The organism is Streptococcus sp. HMSC061D10 (genome assembly GCF_001808865.1).
In the GTDB taxonomy this organism is placed as follows: domain Bacteria; phylum Bacillota; class Bacilli; order Lactobacillales; family Streptococcaceae; genus Streptococcus.
Genome location: NZ_KV794990.1, coordinates 1 through 20,176 on the forward strand (window position 1 = coordinate 1; position 20,176 = coordinate 20,176).

The 20,176-nt window shown below is 42.2% G+C and carries 15 protein-coding genes; 13 read left to right on the forward strand and 2 right to left on the reverse strand.

What is annotated here, in order from left to right; translation table 11 throughout:
• Window positions 1-78: 78 nt before the first annotated feature.
• Window positions 79-5,232, reverse strand: a complete 5,154-nt coding sequence (locus HMPREF2728_RS10185; protein ID WP_083280533.1) for an SIALI-17 repeat-containing surface protein — start codon at window positions 5,230-5,232, stop codon at window positions 79-81.
• A gap of 284 nt (window positions 5,233-5,516) precedes the next feature.
• On the opposite strand from HMPREF2728_RS10185, the gene HMPREF2728_RS01015 reads away from it, so the two are divergent.
• The 12 genes from HMPREF2728_RS01015 (at window position 5,517) to HMPREF2728_RS01065 (ending at window position 13,211) form a co-directional block, all read left to right on the forward strand.
• Complete coding sequence (locus HMPREF2728_RS01015; protein ID WP_075226808.1) at window positions 5,517-5,765, forward strand: YneF family protein; 249 nt, start codon at window positions 5,517-5,519, stop codon at window positions 5,763-5,765.
• Between the two features lie 226 nt (window positions 5,766-5,991).
• A complete protein-coding gene (gene racE, locus HMPREF2728_RS01020; protein WP_075226809.1) occupies window positions 5,992-6,786 on the forward strand; it encodes a glutamate racemase in 795 nt (264 codons plus the stop codon).
• Window positions 6,783-7,754, forward strand: coding sequence for a nucleoside-triphosphate diphosphatase (locus HMPREF2728_RS01025; protein ID WP_075226810.1), 972 nt, complete (start codon window positions 6,783-6,785; stop codon window positions 7,752-7,754). Before racE ends, HMPREF2728_RS01025 begins: the two co-directional genes overlap by 4 nt.
• A complete protein-coding gene (locus HMPREF2728_RS01030; protein ID WP_004251713.1) occupies window positions 7,730-8,251 on the forward strand; it encodes a metallophosphoesterase in 522 nt (173 codons plus the stop codon). Before HMPREF2728_RS01025 ends, HMPREF2728_RS01030 begins: the two co-directional genes overlap by 25 nt.
• Window positions 8,248-8,709 (forward strand): cyclic-di-AMP-binding protein CbpB, encoded by a 462-nt coding sequence (cbpB, locus tag HMPREF2728_RS01035; RefSeq protein WP_060955251.1) that lies wholly within the window; start codon window positions 8,248-8,250, stop codon window positions 8,707-8,709. Before HMPREF2728_RS01030 ends, cbpB begins: the two co-directional genes overlap by 4 nt.
• Window positions 8,706-9,440 (forward strand): site-specific tyrosine recombinase XerD, encoded by a 735-nt coding sequence (gene xerD / locus HMPREF2728_RS01040; RefSeq protein ID WP_075226811.1) that lies wholly within the window; start codon window positions 8,706-8,708, stop codon window positions 9,438-9,440. Before cbpB ends, xerD begins: the two co-directional genes overlap by 4 nt.
• On the forward strand, window positions 9,440-10,174 hold the full coding sequence (locus HMPREF2728_RS01045) for a segregation/condensation protein A (protein WP_075226812.1): 735 nt from the start codon (window positions 9,440-9,442) through the stop codon (window positions 10,172-10,174). Before xerD ends, HMPREF2728_RS01045 begins: the two co-directional genes overlap by 1 nt.
• Window positions 10,175-10,186: 12 nt before the next feature.
• Window positions 10,187-10,756: an SMC-Scp complex subunit ScpB gene (gene scpB, locus HMPREF2728_RS01050; RefSeq protein ID WP_075226813.1), complete on the forward strand. Its 570-nt coding sequence runs from the start codon at window positions 10,187-10,189 to the stop codon at window positions 10,754-10,756.
• Complete coding sequence (locus HMPREF2728_RS01055) at window positions 10,743-11,468, forward strand: pseudouridine synthase (RefSeq protein ID WP_075226814.1); 726 nt, start codon at window positions 10,743-10,745, stop codon at window positions 11,466-11,468. Before scpB ends, HMPREF2728_RS01055 begins: the two co-directional genes overlap by 14 nt.
• Window positions 11,468-11,722: a membrane protein insertion efficiency factor YidD gene (yidD, locus tag HMPREF2728_RS10190; protein ID WP_083280534.1), complete on the forward strand. Its 255-nt coding sequence runs from the start codon at window positions 11,468-11,470 to the stop codon at window positions 11,720-11,722. The genes HMPREF2728_RS01055 and yidD overlap by 1 nt, the downstream gene beginning before the upstream one ends.
• 103 nt (window positions 11,723-11,825) lie before the next feature.
• Window positions 11,826-12,890 carry a glutamyl aminopeptidase gene (gene pepA, locus HMPREF2728_RS01060; protein ID WP_075226815.1) on the forward strand — a complete coding sequence of 355 codons (1,065 nt, stop codon included), beginning with the start codon at window positions 11,826-11,828 and terminating at the stop codon, window positions 12,888-12,890.
• A 24-nt stretch (window positions 12,891-12,914) separates the two neighbouring features.
• Complete coding sequence (locus tag HMPREF2728_RS01065; RefSeq protein WP_045762653.1) at window positions 12,915-13,211, forward strand: bacteriocin immunity family protein; 297 nt, start codon at window positions 12,915-12,917, stop codon at window positions 13,209-13,211.
• 132 nt (window positions 13,212-13,343) lie between these two features.
• Here HMPREF2728_RS01065 and HMPREF2728_RS01070 read toward each other — a convergent pair whose 3' ends face one another.
• Window positions 13,344-14,975 carry a Na/Pi cotransporter family protein gene (locus HMPREF2728_RS01070; RefSeq protein WP_075226816.1) on the reverse strand — a complete coding sequence of 544 codons (1,632 nt, stop codon included), beginning with the start codon at window positions 14,973-14,975 and terminating at the stop codon, window positions 13,344-13,346.
• A 301-nt stretch (window positions 14,976-15,276) separates the two neighbouring features.
• On the opposite strand from HMPREF2728_RS01070, the gene HMPREF2728_RS01075 reads away from it, so the two are divergent.
• On the forward strand, window positions 15,277-20,088 hold the full coding sequence (locus HMPREF2728_RS01075) for an endo-beta-N-acetylglucosaminidase (RefSeq protein ID WP_075226817.1): 4,812 nt from the start codon (window positions 15,277-15,279) through the stop codon (window positions 20,086-20,088).
• Window positions 20,089-20,176: the final 88 nt, after the last annotated feature.

The following is a 20,176-nucleotide window of genomic DNA, read 5'->3' on the forward strand; positions in this document are numbered from 1 at the left end:
TGTCTAACTTTTTGGGGTCAGTACATTTTCCATCCTTTTTTATAGCGGAATAAATCTATATTCCTAGGGGGACAATGTTTAATCTTTCTTACCTTTTAGTAAGAAGGTAGCCGATAAGGCTAGGCTGAGACTTGCCATAAAGAGGAGAGGGTTAGCTTGTTCACCTGTGGCTGGGAGTTGTTTGTCATTCGTAGAGACCTGATCATTGGCTTCATTACTTTCAACCAATGGTTTTGTGGTTTCTAGGTTTCTTTCTTCCGTATGAGTTGGGACAGGTTTAACAGTTGAGACTTCTGTCTTGTAAACAATAGCGTAAGTGCTCACGTCAAAAGTAATAAACTCAATCATACCGTCTCGAATGGTGAATTCTTGTGGTTTTAATTCATTTGTTGAAGTTAATTGATAGAGTTCTTGAACATCACCTGAAATTGGTAGTCGAACGAGTACAGCACCTTTTGGTTGAACTGGCTGTCCATCTTTATCCTTGAGTTGAAGAGTGTAAGCATCGTATTTCTTGCCCAAGAGTTCTTTGTTTTCAACTTTTTGACTATCGAGGTAGCTTGCGCCTCCTAGTTCAGTTGTTCCACTAATAACTTGAACTTTTGTAGTCCTGTCTTTCAATACTTTGAGTTTAAACTCAGGAACTGTGTTACTTGGCGCGGCTTGACCACTACCTGTCCCGATAGGACCAGTATATTCAGGTCTTTCCGCAGTAGGTGTCTCCTGATCCCCAGCAGTTCCGATAGAACCAGTGTATTCAGGTCTTTCCACGGTAGGTGCTTCTTGATCCCCAGCAGTTCCGATAGGCCCAGTGTGTTCAGGTCTTTCCGCAGTAGGTGCTTCTTGATCCCCAGCAGTTCCGATAGGCCCAGTGTATTCAGGAATTTCCACAGTAGGTGCCTCTTGATCCCCAGTTGTTCCGATAGGCCCAGTGTATTCAGGAATTTCCACAGTAGGTGCTTCCTGCTCGCCAGCTGTACCAATAGGATCTGTGTACTCAGGTATGGTTACTACTGGAGCAGGCTCCTCCCCTTTACTTGTTTGGATTTTTTCTTTCACTGGACTAGTTTCATCCTTAGGAAATACTGTTACAACAGAGCTAGTAGTTGTTGTATCTTGGATGGCATAAGCTTCTATCGAATTACCAGCTTTACGATCTGTAGCCTCAGGAATGTCTAGTTGGACCTTGTTATCCTTAATGGTTAATACTGTTTGTTCGCCCGATGTGACAAGATGGTCCTCATCGACTTTTCTGAGTAGGAGAGGATCTTTGATACCAGGGAAGGTCACAGCGACTCCATCCCAATTGCCAGTTGGTAGGGTTAAGGTAACAGTCTTATCTTTGGAATTAATAGGGTCAAGGCTTGGACTATCGAGTGACACGGACGGAGCTTTTAAGATATCAAAGGAATCGAGAGAAATTTTCTTTCGTCCTTGTGGAGAATTCGGATCTACTTTCAAAGTAAGAACGTGATCGCCATCTGCTAGATTGGTAAATTCGCCAATTAATGCACCTTTTTCAGTCGCTCCAGAAGTGTAGAAATCAAGAGCTGGCATTTCTTTGCCATCGAGTGTGACAAGTGCCTTGCCTAGTGATGCTGTTTTTAATCCATAGATTCGGATACCTGTTCCAGAGAATGGAATGGTTGCAGTGGCTTCAGAAGCGAGGCTATCATCAGCGTTGATGTCAGCGTATTTTTCTGTAGAAGCATAGAGTTCTGCATCGCTCCAATCCTTAAACATGGAACCATACTGGATACGAGGGTCACGGTCGTCGATTTTCTCAACAGTTGCTCCTTGTCCTGGAAAAACCTTGAAGTAATCGAGAGAAATTTTTGCACGCTCGTTTGTACGTCCTTTGTGCTCTGGCTTAACAGTGATGGTCATGAGGTGAGGGCCTGAAGAAAGATTTGTGTAACGTCCTATTAATACACCTTTTTCAGTTGCTCCTGCTGTATAGAAGTCAAGTTCTCCAACAGATTTGCCATCGATTGTAACGACAGCAAGTCCCAATTGAGATGACTTGAGTCCGTAAATTTCAATACCTGGTCCATTGAATGGAATAGTTGCAGTCGCATCCTTATCGGAATAATTCCCATTTGAGATATCGGCGTATTTCTCTGTTCTACCAAAGAGTTCTGAGTCAGCCCAGTTTCCATAAGCAGAGCCGTACTGGATGCGTTTGTCACGGTCATCCATCAACTCACTGAAGGCATCGATGGAGGCAACGTCTGAAACTGGTGTTGCACGGTCCCCTAGCATAGCCTTAACACTATAAGTATAGGCATGACTAGAATCAATTGAGCGATCGATAAAGTGAGTTTGGTTGGTGATAAACTCACGAACGCTAGGAGTTTGGCTGTTTTCATCCTTGCTTTCTCGTCGGATGACATAATGACTTGCTCCCTCAACTGTGTTAAAGTCGAGTTCAGCTGTGACGGAATCTTTTCGAAGGGCTGATAAGCGAGTCACTCGTCCAGGGAAGTTTTCAAAGGTAATGACATCACCTTTTTGAGTCGCAAGTTGGATACGGTTATCTTTGAGGCGACTAGCTTGAACTTCCTTGCCATTAATCTTGATGATACTAGATTCGATATTTGGATAGTCTACGACTAAGTCTCCACCAACATTAGAAAGGAAAGATAGCGTTTCAAGATTTTTCTCTTTCCATTTCATGCTGACTTCAAAGTTACCACGAGCGACTAAGCCTGAGACTTGCCCGTCTTTCCATGCATCTGGAAGGGCTGGTAATGGGGCAATGTAGCCTGTGTGAGACTGAAGGAGCATTTCTGCCATACCGCTGGTTGCACCAAAGTTCCCATCAATTTGGAAAGGCGCATGGGTATCCCAGAGATTTTCTAGGGTTGAAGATCTGAGCTGTTCTGCCAATAAACGGTGGGCACGATTTCCATCTAGGAGACGAGCCCAGAGGTTGATTTTATTGGCCTTAGACCAACCAGTACCACCATCTCCACGGTGGTTTAGGGTTGCGCGTGCAGCTTCTAGATATTCAGGTTGATCCTTGCCAAATAGAGTACCTGGGAAGAGTCCAACCAGATGAGAAACGTGGCGGTGATGGTTTTCGATGCCTTCGTTGGTGAATTGTGGGCTGTCTTCTTCGTACCATTCCTTGATACGGCCGTCTTGGTTGATGTGAAGTGGTTTGAGCTTATCAAATTTAGCCTTCACTTCTGTCACCAAATCTTGGTCGACCTTCAGATGATTGGCTGCTTCCATATAATCGTGGAATAACTGCCAAACTAGAGATTGGTCAAAGGTATTCCCAATCGTAATAGTTCCATGTTCTGGCGAGTAAGATGGAGAAGAAACCCAACGGTCACTAGCCTTGTCGTAGTGCAAGAAGGAATTCCAGAACTTGGCTGTTTCCTTGAGCATTGGATAAATCTTTTCTTTGAGATAGGTCTCATCCTTGGTGAATTTGTAGTAGTCATAGACGTTCTGCATCATCCAAGCATTGGCAGCTGGAGACCACCCCCAATAGTAGTTCCAACCAGGAGTAGTCCAGCCAAATGGTGTCGCCTGAGTATGAACCAGCCATCCATTTTCTTGACCTTCTTTGGATTCGATACCTGCATATTCTTTAGCAGCGATACGGCCATAGTAACGCATGTCATCGATATAATTGATCATTGGCTTAGCTGTTTCTGCGAGATTACTCATGTAGGCAGGCCAATAGTTCATTTGTAGGTTGACATTGAGGTGGTAGTCTGAGTTCCAAGGTGGATTATCTACAGCATTCCAGACTCCTTGCAAGTTGGCAGGGAGGGCATCTGTCCGGTTACGAGAAGAACTGATCAGTAGGTAACGTCCGTATTGGAAGAAGAGTTCTTCTAGTTTTTGCCCTTTTGTTGGATTATAGGTTTGGAGAGCTTCTTTTGTAGTTTGATTAGACTTGCTGCCGCCGAGGTTTAATTGAACAAGATTGAAAAGACTTTGGTAATCCTTGATGTGATCATTTTTCAGAGTCTCATAGTCTTTGGCTTTAGCAGCTTCGACGATAGATTTGACAGTCTTTTCTACATCAATATCCTTGCGGTAATTAGTTTTCGGATTTTGAGCAAAATTAGTCTTGGCGCTGAGTAGCAGTGTTGCATAACTTGCTCCTGTAACAGTCAAATAACCATCTTGAGCAGTGACTTGTCCATCTGTCTTGATACCAAGATAAGAGGCAAATTTAAGACCGTTGTCTTTGACAGTTCCCTTGAGTAAAATACCATTAGAATCTACACTGACAGTTCCTTGTTTGTATTTAGAATTCTCCCAAGAATACTGTCCATTAGCAATTAGGTCTTCTGTTAAGCTATTCCAAAGCGTAAAATCAAGGGTCTTATTCCCTTTTTTACTCAAGTGGGTGACAGTAACATCGTCTGGGAAGCTAGAGAAGGTCTCACGTTTGAAGCTTGTCCCATCTTGGGTATAAGAGGTAGTTGTGATAGCTTCAGAAATATCCAAGCCACGGTAGTAGTCGGTAACATTCTCCAAGCCTTTCTTTTGGTTATTGAAGACCATAAAGACATCACCGAAGGCTAGGTAGCGACCATATTGGGCATTATTAGGCCCAACGAGATTTCTTTCAGCCAGGCGTTTGGCTTTTTGACGATCGCCGTCCTCTAAGGCCTTACGGATTTCTGCTAAGACTTTGTAGCGATCTTTGTAGTTTCCTCCGTTGTAATCTTGACTATCTGGCTGTGGGCCTCCAGACCAAAGTGTTTTTTCGTTGTACTGAATTCTTTCTTCACCGATGAGTCCGAAAACCTTGGCACCCATTTCCCCATTTCCGACTGGGAGGGCTTGTTTTTCCCATCCATCATAGGAAGGAGCAGTTGGTTGGCTGTAATGTAGTTCGTAATGTTCTTGCTTGTTCACAGGAAGTTCTGGTTTCTCGCTCTCCTTATTTTCAGCAGGGGCGGTAGCTGTACTTGTATCTGACTGACTACTTGTTTGAGGTGCTTCTACCTCTGAGTTTGTTTGCTTTTCAGATGATTCAGCTATAGGATGAGTCTCTGTGTTAGAAACAAGAACTTCCTCTACCTTCGTATCCGGTTTAGCAGAGGTTTCAGTAATTGTTGCCTCACTTTCCGTAATCTCGACACCATCAGCAGCAACACCCTGTGCTGCTAAAAACACAGCTCCAAGTAAAACAGAGGCAGCTCCGACACTTAGCTTGCGGATGCTATACTTACAGGATTTTTCCCAATATCTTTTATCCACAAAATTCTCCTTTCTCATATCTGGAAGCGCATACATTTTATTGCAAAAAAAATAAGTCTTCAGAAATATATGTGATTTTTTCAGATAATCTTAATATAACAAATAAATGGAATTATTGCAAGGGCTTTCAAGGAAAATGGACTTATTTTACTAAGTTTTACTAAGTATGAAGTATTTGCTAATTACTTAGGAAATCACAGTGGATGTAAGCGTAAATCAAACTAGTCAGGCGGGGGACTTTATGGTATAATATAGAAGACTCAAAAAGAAACAGGAGAAATATTATGGATCTTATTTTAGCAATTGTCTTGATTGTTTTAGCTTTTCTAGGAGGAGCTCTTGGAGGTATGTACTTGGTGCGCAAGCAAATCGAAAAAGAATTTGCGGACAATCCACGTTTGAATGCAGAAGCAGTTCGTACCCTTTTGAGCGCAAACGGTCAAAAGCCTAGTGAAGCTAAGGTACAACAAGTTTACCACCAAATCATCCGCCAACAAAAAGCAGCTCTCGCAAACAGCAAAAAGAAAAAATAAAAGCTCTTTTGAACTATAAATAGGAAAAGTCTGGGATGAAAGTTCCAGACTTCTCACTATATTTGACTTATATTTAAGGATAAGACTTTTTCCTTGCATTCTATTGATATTTGATTATGATTAAGAGGGAGACAGTCGAGAGTTGCTCGGTCTGTCAGCACTTTCACTAAGAGATGTAATCATAATGAACTATCAATCAGAAAAATAAGACTAGAAAGAAGACTGTATGGATAATCGACCAATTGGTTTTTTGGATTCGGGCGTTGGAGGCTTGACTGTTGTACGTGAGCTTATGCGCCAGCTTCCCCATGAAGAAATCATCTATATTGGAGATTCGGCGCGGGCACCCTATGGTCCTCGTCCTGCTGAGCAAATTCGTGAATATACTTGGCAGTTGGTCAACTTTCTCTTGACCAAAGATGTCAAGATGATTGTCATTGCTTGTAATACTGCGACTGCGGTCGTCTGGGAAGAAATCAAAGCTCAACTAGATATTCCCGTCCTAGGTGTGATTTTGCCAGGAGCTTCGGCAGCCATTAAGTCTAGCCAAGGTGGGAAAATCGGGGTCATTGGAACTCCGATGACGGTAAAATCAGATATTTATCGACAAAAGATTCATGATCTAGACCCAGATTTACAAGTGGAAAGCTTGGCTTGCCCTAAGTTTGCTCCCTTGGTCGAGTCAGGTGCTCTATCGACCAGTGTGACCAAGAAAGTTGTCTATGAAACTTTGCGTCCCTTAGTCGGAAAAGTAGATAGCTTGATTTTAGGCTGTACTCATTATCCGCTCCTTAGACCTATCATCCAAAATGTCATGGGGCCTAAGGTTCAGCTGATCGATAGTGGAGCTGAGTGTGTACGTGATATCTCAGTCTTGCTCAATTACTTTGAGATTAACCGTAGCCGAGATGCGGCGCCCCTTCAACACCGTTTTTATACAACTGCAAATAGCCAAAGTTTTGCCCAGATAGGAGCAGAATGGCTGGAAAAAGAGATTCATGTGGAGCATGTAACATTATGACAAACAAAATTTATGAATACAAGGATGACCAGGACTGGTATGTCGGGTCCTACAGTATTTTTGGTGGCATTCGGACTTTGACGGATGATGACTTAGAGTTTCCTTTGTTTGATTTAGCCAAAATCTTTCGAGATGAGGAGCGAGGATTTCCGCTTTCAGTCACTGTTTTACGATATGGTTCAGCCTATCGCTTACTCTCTTTTGTGGTAGATATTCTCAACCAAGAAGCGGACCGAAACTTGGAAGTCATTCAACGTCAAGGTGCCTTGCTCTTAGTTGAAAATGGTCAACTCTTGCATGTGGAATTGCCTAAAGAAGGAGTCAACGTTCAAGACTTCTTTGAGACAAACAAGGTCAGAGAAACTTTGCTGATTGCGACTCGTAACGAGGGCAAGACCAAGGAATTTCGTGCTATCTTTGATAAGCTAGGTTATGATGTGGAAAATCTCAATGACTATCCTGACTTGCCTGAAGTTGCTGAAACTGGTATGACCTTTGAAGAAAATGCTCGCCTTAAGGCAGAAACCATCTCTAAATTAACAGGCAAGATGGTTTTAGCTGATGATTCTGGTCTTAAGGTCGATGTCCTCGGTGGATTACCAGGTGTCTGGTCGGCTCGATTTGCAGGAGTAGGGGCTACTGACCAAGAAAATAATGCTAAACTCTTGCACGAATTAGCCATGGTCTTTGAACTCAAGGACCGTTCGGCACAATTCCACACCACCCTGGTCGTAGCTAGCCCAGGTAAGGAAAGCTTGGTGGTCGAAGCTGATTGGCCAGGCTACATTAACTTTGAACCTAAGGGTGAAAATGGTTTTGGCTATGATCCTCTTTTCCTAGTAGGAGAAACAGGCAAGTCATCAGCTGAATTAACCCTTGAAGAAAAAAATAGTCAATCTCACCGTGCCTTAGCCGTTAAGAAACTTTTGGAGGTATTTCCATCATGGCAAAGCAAACCATCATTGTAATGAGTGACTCCCACGGAGATAGCTTGATTGTAGAAGAAATCCGTGACCGTTATCTAGGGAAAGTCGATGCCATTTTTCACGATGGTGACTCTGAGCTTCGCCCAGATTCACCCCTCTGGGAAGGAATCCAGGTCGTCAGAGGGAACATGGATTTTTATTCAGATTATCCAGAACGCTTGGTGACTCAACTAGGTCCTACCAAGATCATCCAGACCCATGGACACTTATTTGATATTAACTTCAATTTCCAAAAGCTTGATTTCTGGGCGCAGGAAGAAGATGCAGATATTTGCCTTTATGGTCACTTGCATGTTCCAAATGCTTGGATGGAAGGAAAGACCCTCTTTTTAAATCCAGGTTCTATCAGTCAGCCACGTGGGACCATCAGAGAATGTCTCTATGCCCGTGTAGAGATTGATGATAGCTACTTTAAAGTGGACTTTTTGACACGTAACCATGAGGTCTATCCAGGCTTATCCAAGGAGTTTGCTCGATGATTGCCAAGGAGTTTGAACAGTTTTTACTGGAGCAAGAGGAAACCTTTTTAACTCCTGCTGAAAATTTGGCTGTACTCATTGATAGCCACAATGCAGATCATGCAATTCTCCTCCTTAGCCAGATGACCTATACCAGAGTGCCAGTAGTGACTGATGAGAAAGAATTTGTCGGAACCATTGGACTTAGAGACATTCTGGCCTACCAGATGGAGCAGGACTTGAGTCAGGAAGCCATGGCAGATACGGATATCGTACACATGACCAAGAAGGACGTAGCAGTTGTCAGTCCAGACTATACACTGACGGATGTTTTGCATAAGTTAGTGGATGAGTCTTTCCTACCAGTCGTTGACAAGGATGGTATCTTCCAAGGCATTATCACACGGAAATCAATCCTAAAGGCTGTCAATGCTCTCTTGCATGACTTTAGTAAGGAATATGAGATTCGAAGCAAATGAGAGAAGGAATTTCAGCATTTTTAGAAGAAAAACAAGGTTTGTCTGTAAATTCTAAGCAATCCTATAAGTATGACTTGGAGCAGTTTTTAGATTTGATTGGAGAACGAATCTCTGAGACAAGTTTAAAAATCTACCAAGCTCAACTATCAAATTTTAAAATCAGTGCCCAAAAGCGTAAGGTTTCTGCTTGCAATCAATTTCTTTACTTTTTATACCAGAAGGGGAAAATTGACACCTTTTATCGTTTAGAATTGCCAAAACAGGCTGAGAAAAAGCAAGTTCAGTCAGAACTTTTAGACCTCAGTTCTTTCTGGCAAGAAAGTGCCTATCCAGAGGGACGCTTGTTGGCCTTACTGATAGTTGAATTGGGCCTCTTACCAAGTGAAATTTTAGCCTTAAAAACAAATGATGTGAATCTAGACTTTCAAGTATTGAGAATCAATAAAGCTTCTCAACAAAGAATCTTGAGCCTTCCCACAAACTTGCTTGCAGAGTTAGAACCCTTGATGGGGCAGACCTATCTCTTTGAAAAAGCTGGGAAGCCATACTCCCGTCAGTGGGCCTTTCGTCAGTTAGAAGCCTTTCTAAAGGAAAAAGGTTTTTCAGATTTATCGGCTCAAGGATTGAGAGAACAGTTTATATTAAGACAAATCGAAGAAAAGGTTGACTTGTACGAAATTGCTAAAAAATTAGGATTAAAGACAGTCATGACCTTGGAAAAATATAGATAATGGATATTAAATTAAAAGATTTTGAAGGGCCTTTGGATCTTCTTTTGCACTTGGTTTCAAAGTACCAGATGGATATCTATGATGTGCCGATTACAGAGGTTATCGAGCAATATCTAGCCTATATCTCGACATTACAAGCTATGCGTTTGGAAGTCGCAGGTGAGTACATGGTCATGGCTAGTCAACTCATGCTGATCAAGAGTCGCAAGCTCTTGCCAAAGGTTGCAGAAGTGACAGACCTAGAGGATGACCTGGAGCAGGACCTCCTTTCTCAAATCGAAGAATACCGTAAGTTTAAACTTTTGGGAGAGCAGTTGGAAGCCAAGCATCAAGAACGAGCTCAGTATTACTCAAAAGCGCCGACAGAGTTGATTTATGAGGATGCTGAACTTGTCCACGATAAGACTACTATCGATCTTTTCTTAGCCTTTTCAAACTTGCTTTCCAAGAAAAAGGAAGAATTCTCGAAAAACCATACAACCATTTTACGAGATGAGTATAAGATTGAGGATATGATGGTCATCGTTCGGGAATCCTTGGTAGAAGGGCAACAACTATGCCTGCAGGATTTGTTTAAAGAAACCAAGGATTTACAAGAGGTCATTACACTTTTTTTAGCAACCTTGGAGTTGATTAAAACCCAAGAAATTCTCTTGATTCAAAAAGAGAGTTTTGGAGATATCTATCTCATGAAAAAGAATGAGGAAAATCAAGTAGAGCAAAGTCAGGCTTGATAGAGAGGAAGTATGAGTACTTTAGCAAAAATAGAAGCGCTCCTGTTTGTGTCAGGTGAAGATGGGATTAGGGCTCGTCAGTTGGCAGAACTCTTATCGTTACCACCAACAGGAATTCAGCAAAGCTTAGAAAAATTAGCCAAAAAGTATGAAAAAGACCAGGATTCTAGTTTGGCCCTGATTGAGACAGGAGGTGCTTACAGATTGGTAACCAAGCCTCAATTTGCAGCTATTTTGAAAGAATATTCTAAGGCGCCCATTAACCAAAGCCTATCTCGGGCTGCGCTAGAAACCTTGTCCATCATTGCTTATAAGCAGCCTATCACACGGATAGAAATTGATGCCATCCGTGGGGTCAACTCTAGTGGTGCTCTAGCTAAGTTGCAGGCTTTTAATCTGATAAAGGAAGACGGGAAAAAAGAGGTTTTGGGTCGCCCTAATCTCTATGTAACTACGGATTATTTTCTGGATTACATGGGGATTAATCATTTGGAAGAATTGCCAGTGATAAATGAGCTTGACATTCAAGCACAAGAAAGCCAATTATTTGGTGAAAGGATAGAAGAAGATGAGAATCAATAAATATATTGCCCACGCAGGTGTGGCCAGTAGGAGAAAAGCAGAAGAGTTGATCAAGCAAGGCTTGGTGACTGTCAACGGTGAGGTAGTACGTGAATTAGCGACGACTATCAAGTCAGGCGACAAGGTCGAAGTTGAAGGTCAACCCATCTACAACGAAGAAAAGGTCTATTATCTGCTTAATAAACCACGTGGTGTGATTTCCAGTGTAACGGATGACAAGGGCCGCAAGACGGTTGTTGACCTTTTACCTAATGTTAAAGAACGGATTTATCCGGTAGGGCGTTTGGACTGGGATACATCAGGAGTCTTGATTTTGACCAATGATGGGGACTTTACAGACGAGATGATTCACCCTCGTAATGAGATTGATAAGGTCTATGTTGCGCGTGTTAAAGGTGTAGCTAACAAGGAAAATCTTCGTCCCTTGACTCGAGGAGTAGAAATTGATGGCAAGAAGACCGAGCCAGCTGTTTACGAGATTCTTAAAGTAGATCCAGTTAAAAACCGTTCAGTTGTACAGTTGACAATCCATGAGGGACGCAATCACCAGGTCAAAAAAATGTTTGAAGCAGTTGGGCTCCAAGTGGATAAGTTGTCTCGGACACGTTTTGGACATTTAGACTTGACAGGACTTCGTCCAGGAGAATCACGCCGTCTCAATAAAAAAGAAATCAGCCAACTACATACTATGGCTGTAACAAATAATAAATAATGAAAAAAATCTTAATTGCGCCAGTGCGCTTTTACCAACGCTTTATCTCGCCAGCTTTTCCACCGTCTTGCAGATTTGAGCCCAGCTGTTCCAACTATATGATTCAGGCTATTGAAAAACATGGTTTTAAGGGTGTTTTGATGGGCTTGGCTAGGATTTTACGTTGCCATCCCTGGTCGAAAACAGGTAAAGATCCAGTGCCAGATCACTTTTCATTAAAGCGAAATACAAGAGAAGAAGGATCACATTTGTGATTCTTTTATTGTTATAAGAGTAAGTTACTTGGTAAAATGTTGATTTCCACTACCTTTCTCCTATAAAAAGTGGTAAAATGGTTGAAAGAAAGAAGGGATAGAAATGACAACATTATTTTCTAAAATCAAAGAAGTAACAGAACTTTCCGCTATCTCAGGTCATGAAGCACCTGTACGTGCTTATCTTCGTGAAAAAATTACCCCTCACGTGGATGAAGTTGTGACTGATGACTTGGGTGGTATTTTTGGGGTTAAACACTCAGAAGTTGAAAATGCACCTCGTGTTTTGGTAGCCTCTCACATGGATGAAGTTGGTTTTATGGTAAGTGAAATCAAGCCAGACGGAACCTTCCGAGTAGTCAGCATTGGTGGTTGGAACCCTATGGTTGTTAGCAGCCAGCGTTTTAAACTCTTTACGCGCCAAGGACGTGAAATTCCAGTCATCTCAGGTTCAGTACCTCCACATTTGACTCGTGGCACAGGTGGACCAACCATGCCAGCTATTTCAGATATCGTTTTTGACGGTGGTTTTGCAGATAAGGCTGAGGCTGAAAGTTTTGGTATCCGCCCAGGAGATACCATCGTTCCAGATAGTAGCGCAATCCTAACAGCTAACGAAAAAAATATCATCTCCAAAGCTTGGGATAACCGTTACGGAGTTCTCATGGTTAGTGAATTAGCAGAAAACTTATCAGGTCAAAAACTAGGAAATGAACTTTATCTTGGGGCTAACGTCCAAGAAGAAGTCGGACTCCGTGGTGCCCATACCTCAACAACCAAATTTGACCCAGAAGTATTCCTTGCTGTAGATTGCTCCCCAGCTGGTGATGTTTATGGTGGTCAAGGTAAGATTGGTGATGGAACCTTGATTCGTTTCTACGATCCAGGTCACTTGCTTCTCCCAGGCATGAAAGATTTTCTTTTGACAACTGCTGAAGAAGCTGGAATCAAATACCAATACTATTGTGGAAAAGGTGGTACAGATGCAGGAGCAGCTCATTTGAAAAATGGTGGTGTTCCATCTACAACAATCGGTGTCTGCGCTCGTTATATCCACTCACACCAAACACTTTATGCCATGGATGACTTCTTAGAAGCTCAAGCTTTCCTACAAGCCTTGGTTAAAAAATTAGATCGCTCTACTGTAGATTTGATCAAAAATTATTAAACTGAAAAGATGGAGGTGATAGGTATGGAAGAACCAAACCTAGAAACCTTGATACGGGACCTTTACAATCATGCCCGTCAAAACTTGAGTGAAGATTTAGTGGCTGCACTCCTAGAAACTGCTAAGCAGTTGCCCAGCACCAATGAACGCTTGCTAGCAGTCCGACTTTCAGGGCTAGTCACACTTGAACTTCTCAAGAATCCCAAGACTCCTGCGCCAGAGTTAGTCAATCTGGCCAGCTATATCCAAAAGGAAGAAGCTAGGTACAAGGGCGCAGCTGCCTCTTCCATTATGATTGGAGAACTATTTAAAATGCTTTGATTCGAACGAATCAAAGCATTTTTTTATCTTATACTCTTCGAAAATCAAATTCAAACCACGTCAGCTTCACCTTGCCGTACTCAAGTACAGCCTGCGGCTAGCTTCCTAGTTTGCTCTTTGATTTTCAGAGTATTAAATTTGTTCAGCCAAAACTTTTTCAGCAAGGTTCATAGCGTGGTCTGATACACGAGTGTAGTGTGAAATGATGTCGATAAAGTTGACACCTGCTTGGGTAGAACATTCACCATTGTTTAGGCGCTTGATGTGGGTCTTACGAAGGACACGTTCCATCTTGTTGATGGATTCATGACGTTCAATAAGAGTTTGAGCTTTTTCAAGGTCATTGTTTTCAACACTTTTAAGAGCATCTTTAACGAAATCGCTTGTTTGACGGTAAATCTCTTCCAACTCTTCTAGGGCTGAGTTAGAGAATTGAACATTCTTGCGTTGCAAGTAGTCGTTAAGATTAATCAAAGCTTCAGCGTGGTCACCGATACGTTCCAAGTCTCGAGAAGAGTCAAGGATGTTGGTTAAGACTTCACTCTCTTTTTGGCTCAATGCTTCACTAGATAGACTAATAAGGTAGCGAGTTAATTTCTCGTCGATTGTGTTGATAGCTTCTTCAGTCTTGTGTCCTTTTTCAGCTACTTTTTCGTTAGAATTGATAATGTAGTCGTAAGAAAGATCGAACGCTTTAACAGCATAGTTTCCTAGGTGCAAGAGTTCTTTCTTGGCATTTCCTAGGGCGATAGAAGGAGCTTGCTTGATGAGTTGTTCATCCAGGTAAAGAGGTTCGTATTTAACAACTTCGTCTTCACCAGGGATTAGCTTAGTAACAAAGTAGGCCAAAGCACCGATGAATGGGAATTGTACAATGGTGTTACTTACGTTAAAGGCACCGTGTGAGAAGGCAATAGTCATCTCAGGTGAGAGGTGAAGTAGTGCCTGGAAGTACTCGATCATCGAAGTGAATGGGCCTAACAAGATTAAGCAAAGGATGGTTCCTAAAACGTTAAAGGTAACGTGTGTTGCTGCAACTCGCTTAGCAGAGATGTTTGCTCCGGCTGCTGCGATGATAACTGTTAAGGTTGTCCCGATATTATCTCCGAATAGGACTGGTAGTGCCCCCTTGAGGTCGAGGAATCCACCTGCATAAAGACCTTGTAGGATCCCGATGGTTGCAGAAGAAGCCTGAATCAGAACGGTAATAACTGCACCAGCCACAACTCCCAAGATAGGATTTTGACCCAAGGTAACCATGTATTCCTTAAATTGAGGCAAGTCTTTAAGAGGGCTCATCCCAGCACTAATGAGGTTGAGAGCATAGAAGATACCACCCACACCAAAAAGGATACGTCCAATATTATTTGCAGTACGGTTTTTTGTAAAGAATAAGAACATGGTTCCAAGGAAAATCAAGGGTAGGGCATACTCGCCAAGTTTGAAACCGATGATGAAGGACGTTACGGTCGTTCCAATATTGGCTCCCATGATAATCCCGATGGCCTGTCTAAGTGTGAGGAGACTAGCACTAACCAGTCCAACCGTAATAACCGTTACACCTGTACTTGACTGGATGAGGGCAGTGACGACAATCCCCACTAAGACCCCTAAGAAGGGATTACTTGTGTATTTGTCAATGTAATATCGAAGACGATCTCCAGCTGCTTGTTGCAAACCGTCTCCCATGGTCTTGATACTATACAAAAATAGTCCCAGACCACCTAAAAAGTGAAAAATAATTTCCTGCCAATTAATGGACATTCTCTTTTTCCTCCGAAAAATAATCGCGGAATTTCTCCTATTCTATTTTAAAGGATAAAAGTAAATCTAACAAGTAGTAAACGCCCTTTTTTCAAGAAAAATGTTGATTTTATTAGAAAAATGATCGATGATTGTCTAATTTATATTAATTCTTCACTTCTTTATAGTTCTTGTAGGGCTAGTGTTGACTCTACTTATAAATATCGTAAAATAATATTGAACAGTTCTGCTATTTTAGAGGCAGATACTTTTTTAAAATACAAATAAAGCGCTTACTTTTTGGAAGTCAAAGGAGAAAAAGATGAAGAATCCATTTTTTGAGAAACGTTGTCGCTATAGTATTCGAAAATTGTCAGTGGGTGCCTGCTCATTGATGATTGGTTCAGTCCTATTTGCAGGTCCAGCTTTAGCTGAAGAGTCAGTAGTTCCAGAAAATGGAACAACTACTACAGCAGTAGTGTCAGAACAACCATTAACCGCTACTCCAGCAGAAGCAACTACACCAGCACCAGAAGTATTGAAGGAGCTGGAAACAACGGAAGATAAGGCAAATGAGCAACCTGTTTCAGAAGAGAAACCAACCTTGGATCAATTGACTGCAGCTGATAAGGAGGCAACTAGTCCAGCTACTGAAACTCCAAAGGCTGAAGAAATGCCGGCAACTACAGAAAATAAGCCAGAAGAGAAAGCTACGGTCTCTGATGTTCCTAAGAAAGAAGAAAAAAGTCTTCGACCAAAAGAAATTAAGTTTGACACTTGGGAAGATCTGTTGAAATGGGAACCAGGTGCCCGTGAAGACGATGCCATAAACCGCTCTTCAGTAGAATTGGCTAAGCGTTATCGTGGTCATGTCATCAATGAAAAAGCCAATAAGGATGCCAAAGTTGAAGCTCTTGCTAATACTAACTCTAAGGCTAAAGACCACGCTTCTGTAGGTGGTGAAGAGTTTAAAGCCTACGCTTTTGACTACTGGCAATACTTGAATTCCATGGTCTTCTGGGAAGGACTCGTTCCAACTCCAGACGTGATTGATGCTGGTCACCGTAATGGTGTTCCTGTATTGGGTACTCTATTCTTCAACTGGTCTAACAGCATTGCAGACCAAGAGAAATTTGCTGCAGCTCTTCAACAAGATGAGGATGGAACTTTCCCTATTGCTCGCAAGTTGGTTGATTTGGCTAAATATTATGGATTTGATGGTTACTTTATCAACCAAGAAACAACAGGTGATATCGTAACGCCCCTTGGTAAGAAAATGCGTGATTTTATGCTCTATACCAAGGAATACGCAGCTCAAGTCAATCATCCAGTGAAATATTCTTGGTACGATGCCATGACCTATGAATATGGTCGTTATCATGAAGATGGTTTGGGTGAATACAATTACCAATTCATGCAAAAAGAAGGGGACAAGGTCCCTGCAGATCACTTCTTTGCCAATTTTAACTGGACTAAAGAGAAAAATGATTACTCTGTAGCTATGACAAAATGGCTAGAGCGGAGCCAGTACGATGTCTTTGCAGGTTTGGAATTGCAACAGGGTGGTTCTTACAAGACAAAAGTGAAATGGGATGCCCTTTTTGATGAAAATGGTAAACTTCGCTTGTCACTTGGTCTCTTTGCGCCAGATACTATTACAAGTCTTGGTAAGACAGGAGAAGATTATCACAAGAATGAAAACATCTTCTTCACAGGTTATCAAGGAGATCCAACTGGTCAAAAACCAGAGGATAAGGACTGGTACGGGATTGCCAACCTCGTAGCTGATCGTACACCAGCAGTGGGACGTAGCTTCACAACATCCTTTAACACTGGACATGGTAAAAAATGGTTTGTAGACGGTAAAGTCTCCAAGGATTCTGAATGGAACTATCGTTCTGTATCAGGTATCTTGCCTACATGGCGCTGGTGGCAAACATCCTCAGCTGCTAAACTTCAAGCTGACTATGACTTTGAAGATGCCTACAATGGAGGAAACTCACTCAAGTTTGCGGGTGATTTAGCTGAAAATACCAACCAAGATGTTCGTCTCTACTCTACAAAACTGGAAGTAACAGATAAAACGAAACTCCGTGTCGCCCATAAAGGTGGTAAGGGAAGCAAGGTTTATGTAGAGTTTGCGACTCAGAAAAACTATACTTATGGTGGTGAGAATGCTCGTAAAGAACTGACTCTATCTGACGACTGGACAAAAGACGAATTTGACTTGAGCGCCTTGGCAGGTCAGACCATTTACGGTATCAAACTTACTTTCGAAAATACTGCTGCCCTTAAGGATTACCAATTCAATTTGGGTGAGTTGACTGTGACAGATAATCAAGAGGCTCCTCAGGCTCCAACTGCTCTTAAAGTAGCCAAACAATCTCTGAAAAATGCCCAAGAAGCGGAAGCTATTGTTCAATTTACAGGTAACAAAGATGCTGACTTCTATGAAGTTTATGAAAAGGATGGCGATGCTTGGCGTCTATTGACAGGTTCATCTGCTACTACGATTTATCTTCCAAAAGTTAGCCGTTCAGCTAGTGCGACTGGAACCAGTCAAGAGTTGAAGGTTGTCGCAGTTGGTAAGAATGGCCTTCGTTCTGAAGCAGCAACCACAAACTTCGAATGGGGCATGACGGTTCAAGATACAAGTCTTCCAAGACCACTAGCAGAAAATATCGTTCCAGGAGCGACTGTTATCGGAAGTACCTTCCCAAATACAGAAGGTGGAGAAGGTATCGAAGGTATGTTGAATGGTACGATCACCAGCCTATCTGACAAATGGTCTTCTGCTCAGTTGAGTGGTAGCGTTGATATCCGTTTGACACAACCACGCCGTGTCGTTAGATGGGTCATGGACCATGCCGGTGCTGGTGGAGAATCTGTCAATGACGGCTTGATGAACACGAAGGACTTCGACCTCTACTACAAGGATGAAGCTGGAGAATGGAAACTAGCTAAAGCAGTTCGTGGCAATAAAGCCCATGTTTCAGATATCACCCTTGATAGCCCAATCACTGCGCAAGACTGGCGTTTGAATGTTATCACATCTGACAATGGAACACCATGGAAAGCTATCCGTATCTACAACTGGAAGATGTATGAAACTCTTGATACGGAGAGCCAAAACATTCCAATGGCTAAAGTGGCGGCGCGTGTTCTAACGGGCAATAAGATTCAGCTTGGCTTTTCAGAAGTTCCTGCTGGAGCTACCATCACAGTTTATGACAAGGCAGATTCACAAACTCCAATCGCTACCTTAAATACAGCAGTTGGAGGAGATTTGGCGACAGATCCATTGAGCTTTGAAAAACGTCCAAACCTTCTTTACTATCGTACACAATTGCCAGGTAAAGAAATCAGTAATACTCTTGCTGTAACGATTCCTCAGGATGAAAGAAAGATTAAGGCTGTTAGTCTAGAAACAGCACCTAAAAAGGCAACTTATCAAGTTGGTGAGGAATTGAATCTCAAAGGTGGTCTTCTTCGTGTTAAATATGAGGGTGAAGAAGCAGACGAAGTTATCAACCTTACACATGCAGGTGTAGTTGTTAATGGCTACGATGCTCACCATCATGGTGAACAAGAGTTGACAGTGACCTATCTTGGTCTTCCAGTTGCAGGCAGCTTCAAGGTTCAAGTGACTGGTGAAGAAGCTGGTCCAAAAGAAGTCGCAGCCTTGTATATTAGCAAGCAACCGAAAATTGATTACTTTGTAGGCGATACTCTTGACTTATCAGAAGGACGTTTCAAGGTCTTGTATGATGATGAAACGGAGACTGAACATAACTTTACAGACCAAGGTGTCGAAATTACAGGCTATGATTCTCAAAAAACAGGCCGTCAAAAACTCCAATTGCACTATCAAGGCCAAACTGTCGAATTTGATGTCCTCGTATCACCTAAAGCAGCTGTCAACGACGAATACCTGAAACAAGAAATCACATCTGCCCAAGGACGCAAAGAAACAATAGCTTATACATTTGCTGATGCAGCAAAACAAGCAGCTCTAGTTGAGAAGATTGAAGCAGCGAAAGCGATCTTAGAAAATCATGATGCTAGTCAAGAAACAGTCAACCAAGCCTTGAATGACTTGAAACAAGCAGGTACTGAATTGGATGGCAATCAACGTTATCAAACTGCTAGAGAAGAATTGGAAAGCTTGCTCGAATCCGTCATTGAAAAAGATCCTCAATCTGAGTTGATTACGGAAGCTGAAGCTTTGTTATCTTCACAAACGCCAACTCCAGAAGCCTTTGCGGACATGAAAGAAAAGCTGAATAAGAAACTAGCTCCTGCAGAAGAAAGTCATCATGTGGGTAGCTTAGAAGAAGGAGAAACTGCGCCAACAGTTGAAGCGCTACCTGAGTTAGTGATTGAAACAGAAACTCAAACCTTCGAACGCCAAGAACGTCCAGCAGGAGACCTCTTGTTGGGTGAACGTCGTATTGTTCAGGTAGGTGTAGAAGGGCAGACTCGTCGTCTGATTGAAGTAGATGCCAAAGGTAACCGTACTCTTCTTAAAACAGAAGTAGTCAAGGAAGCAGTTGCAGAAATCACTGAAGTTGGTACGAAGGTAGAAAGCCGTGTTCAACCGCTAGACGGTCCAAAAGTCTTAGAAGTTAAGAAACCAAGCTTAGTTGTGGAAGAAGAAGTTCTTGCATATGGACATGAAGAAGGAGTAAATCCTAGCCTCCCATTAGGAGAACGACGCTTGGTTCAAGTAGGAGTTGCAGGCCTTCGTAGAAACCTTGTAGAGATTGATTCTGAAGGACATCGTAGTCTTAAGGGAACGGAAGTTCTCAAGGAAGCCGTAACTGAGATTGTTGAAGTCGGTACAAAAATAGTTAAAGTACCAGGTGACAGACCAGTTACACCTGCTCCAGCGACTCAAGATACTAAGAAGGAAACTACAAAAACAGAGCCTAAGACTGAAACATCCGTTTCGCCAGTTCAAGCAAGCCAGGCAGCGAAGCAAGAACCAGCAAAAACAGAAGCACAAGCTGAAAAAATTGAAGGAAAACAACTTCCAAGTACAGGTACAGAAGTAGATGCAAATCTAGTAGCTCTTGGCCTAGCTGGAGTTTTAAGTGGTTTTGGCTTGCTAGCTCAAAAGAAAAAAGAAGAGTAAGATAGAGAGTGTATCTAACACTGACTTCATATTTAATAAAAAAGATTTGACTTTTAAGTGTACTGCACCCCAAAAGTTAGACAGAAAA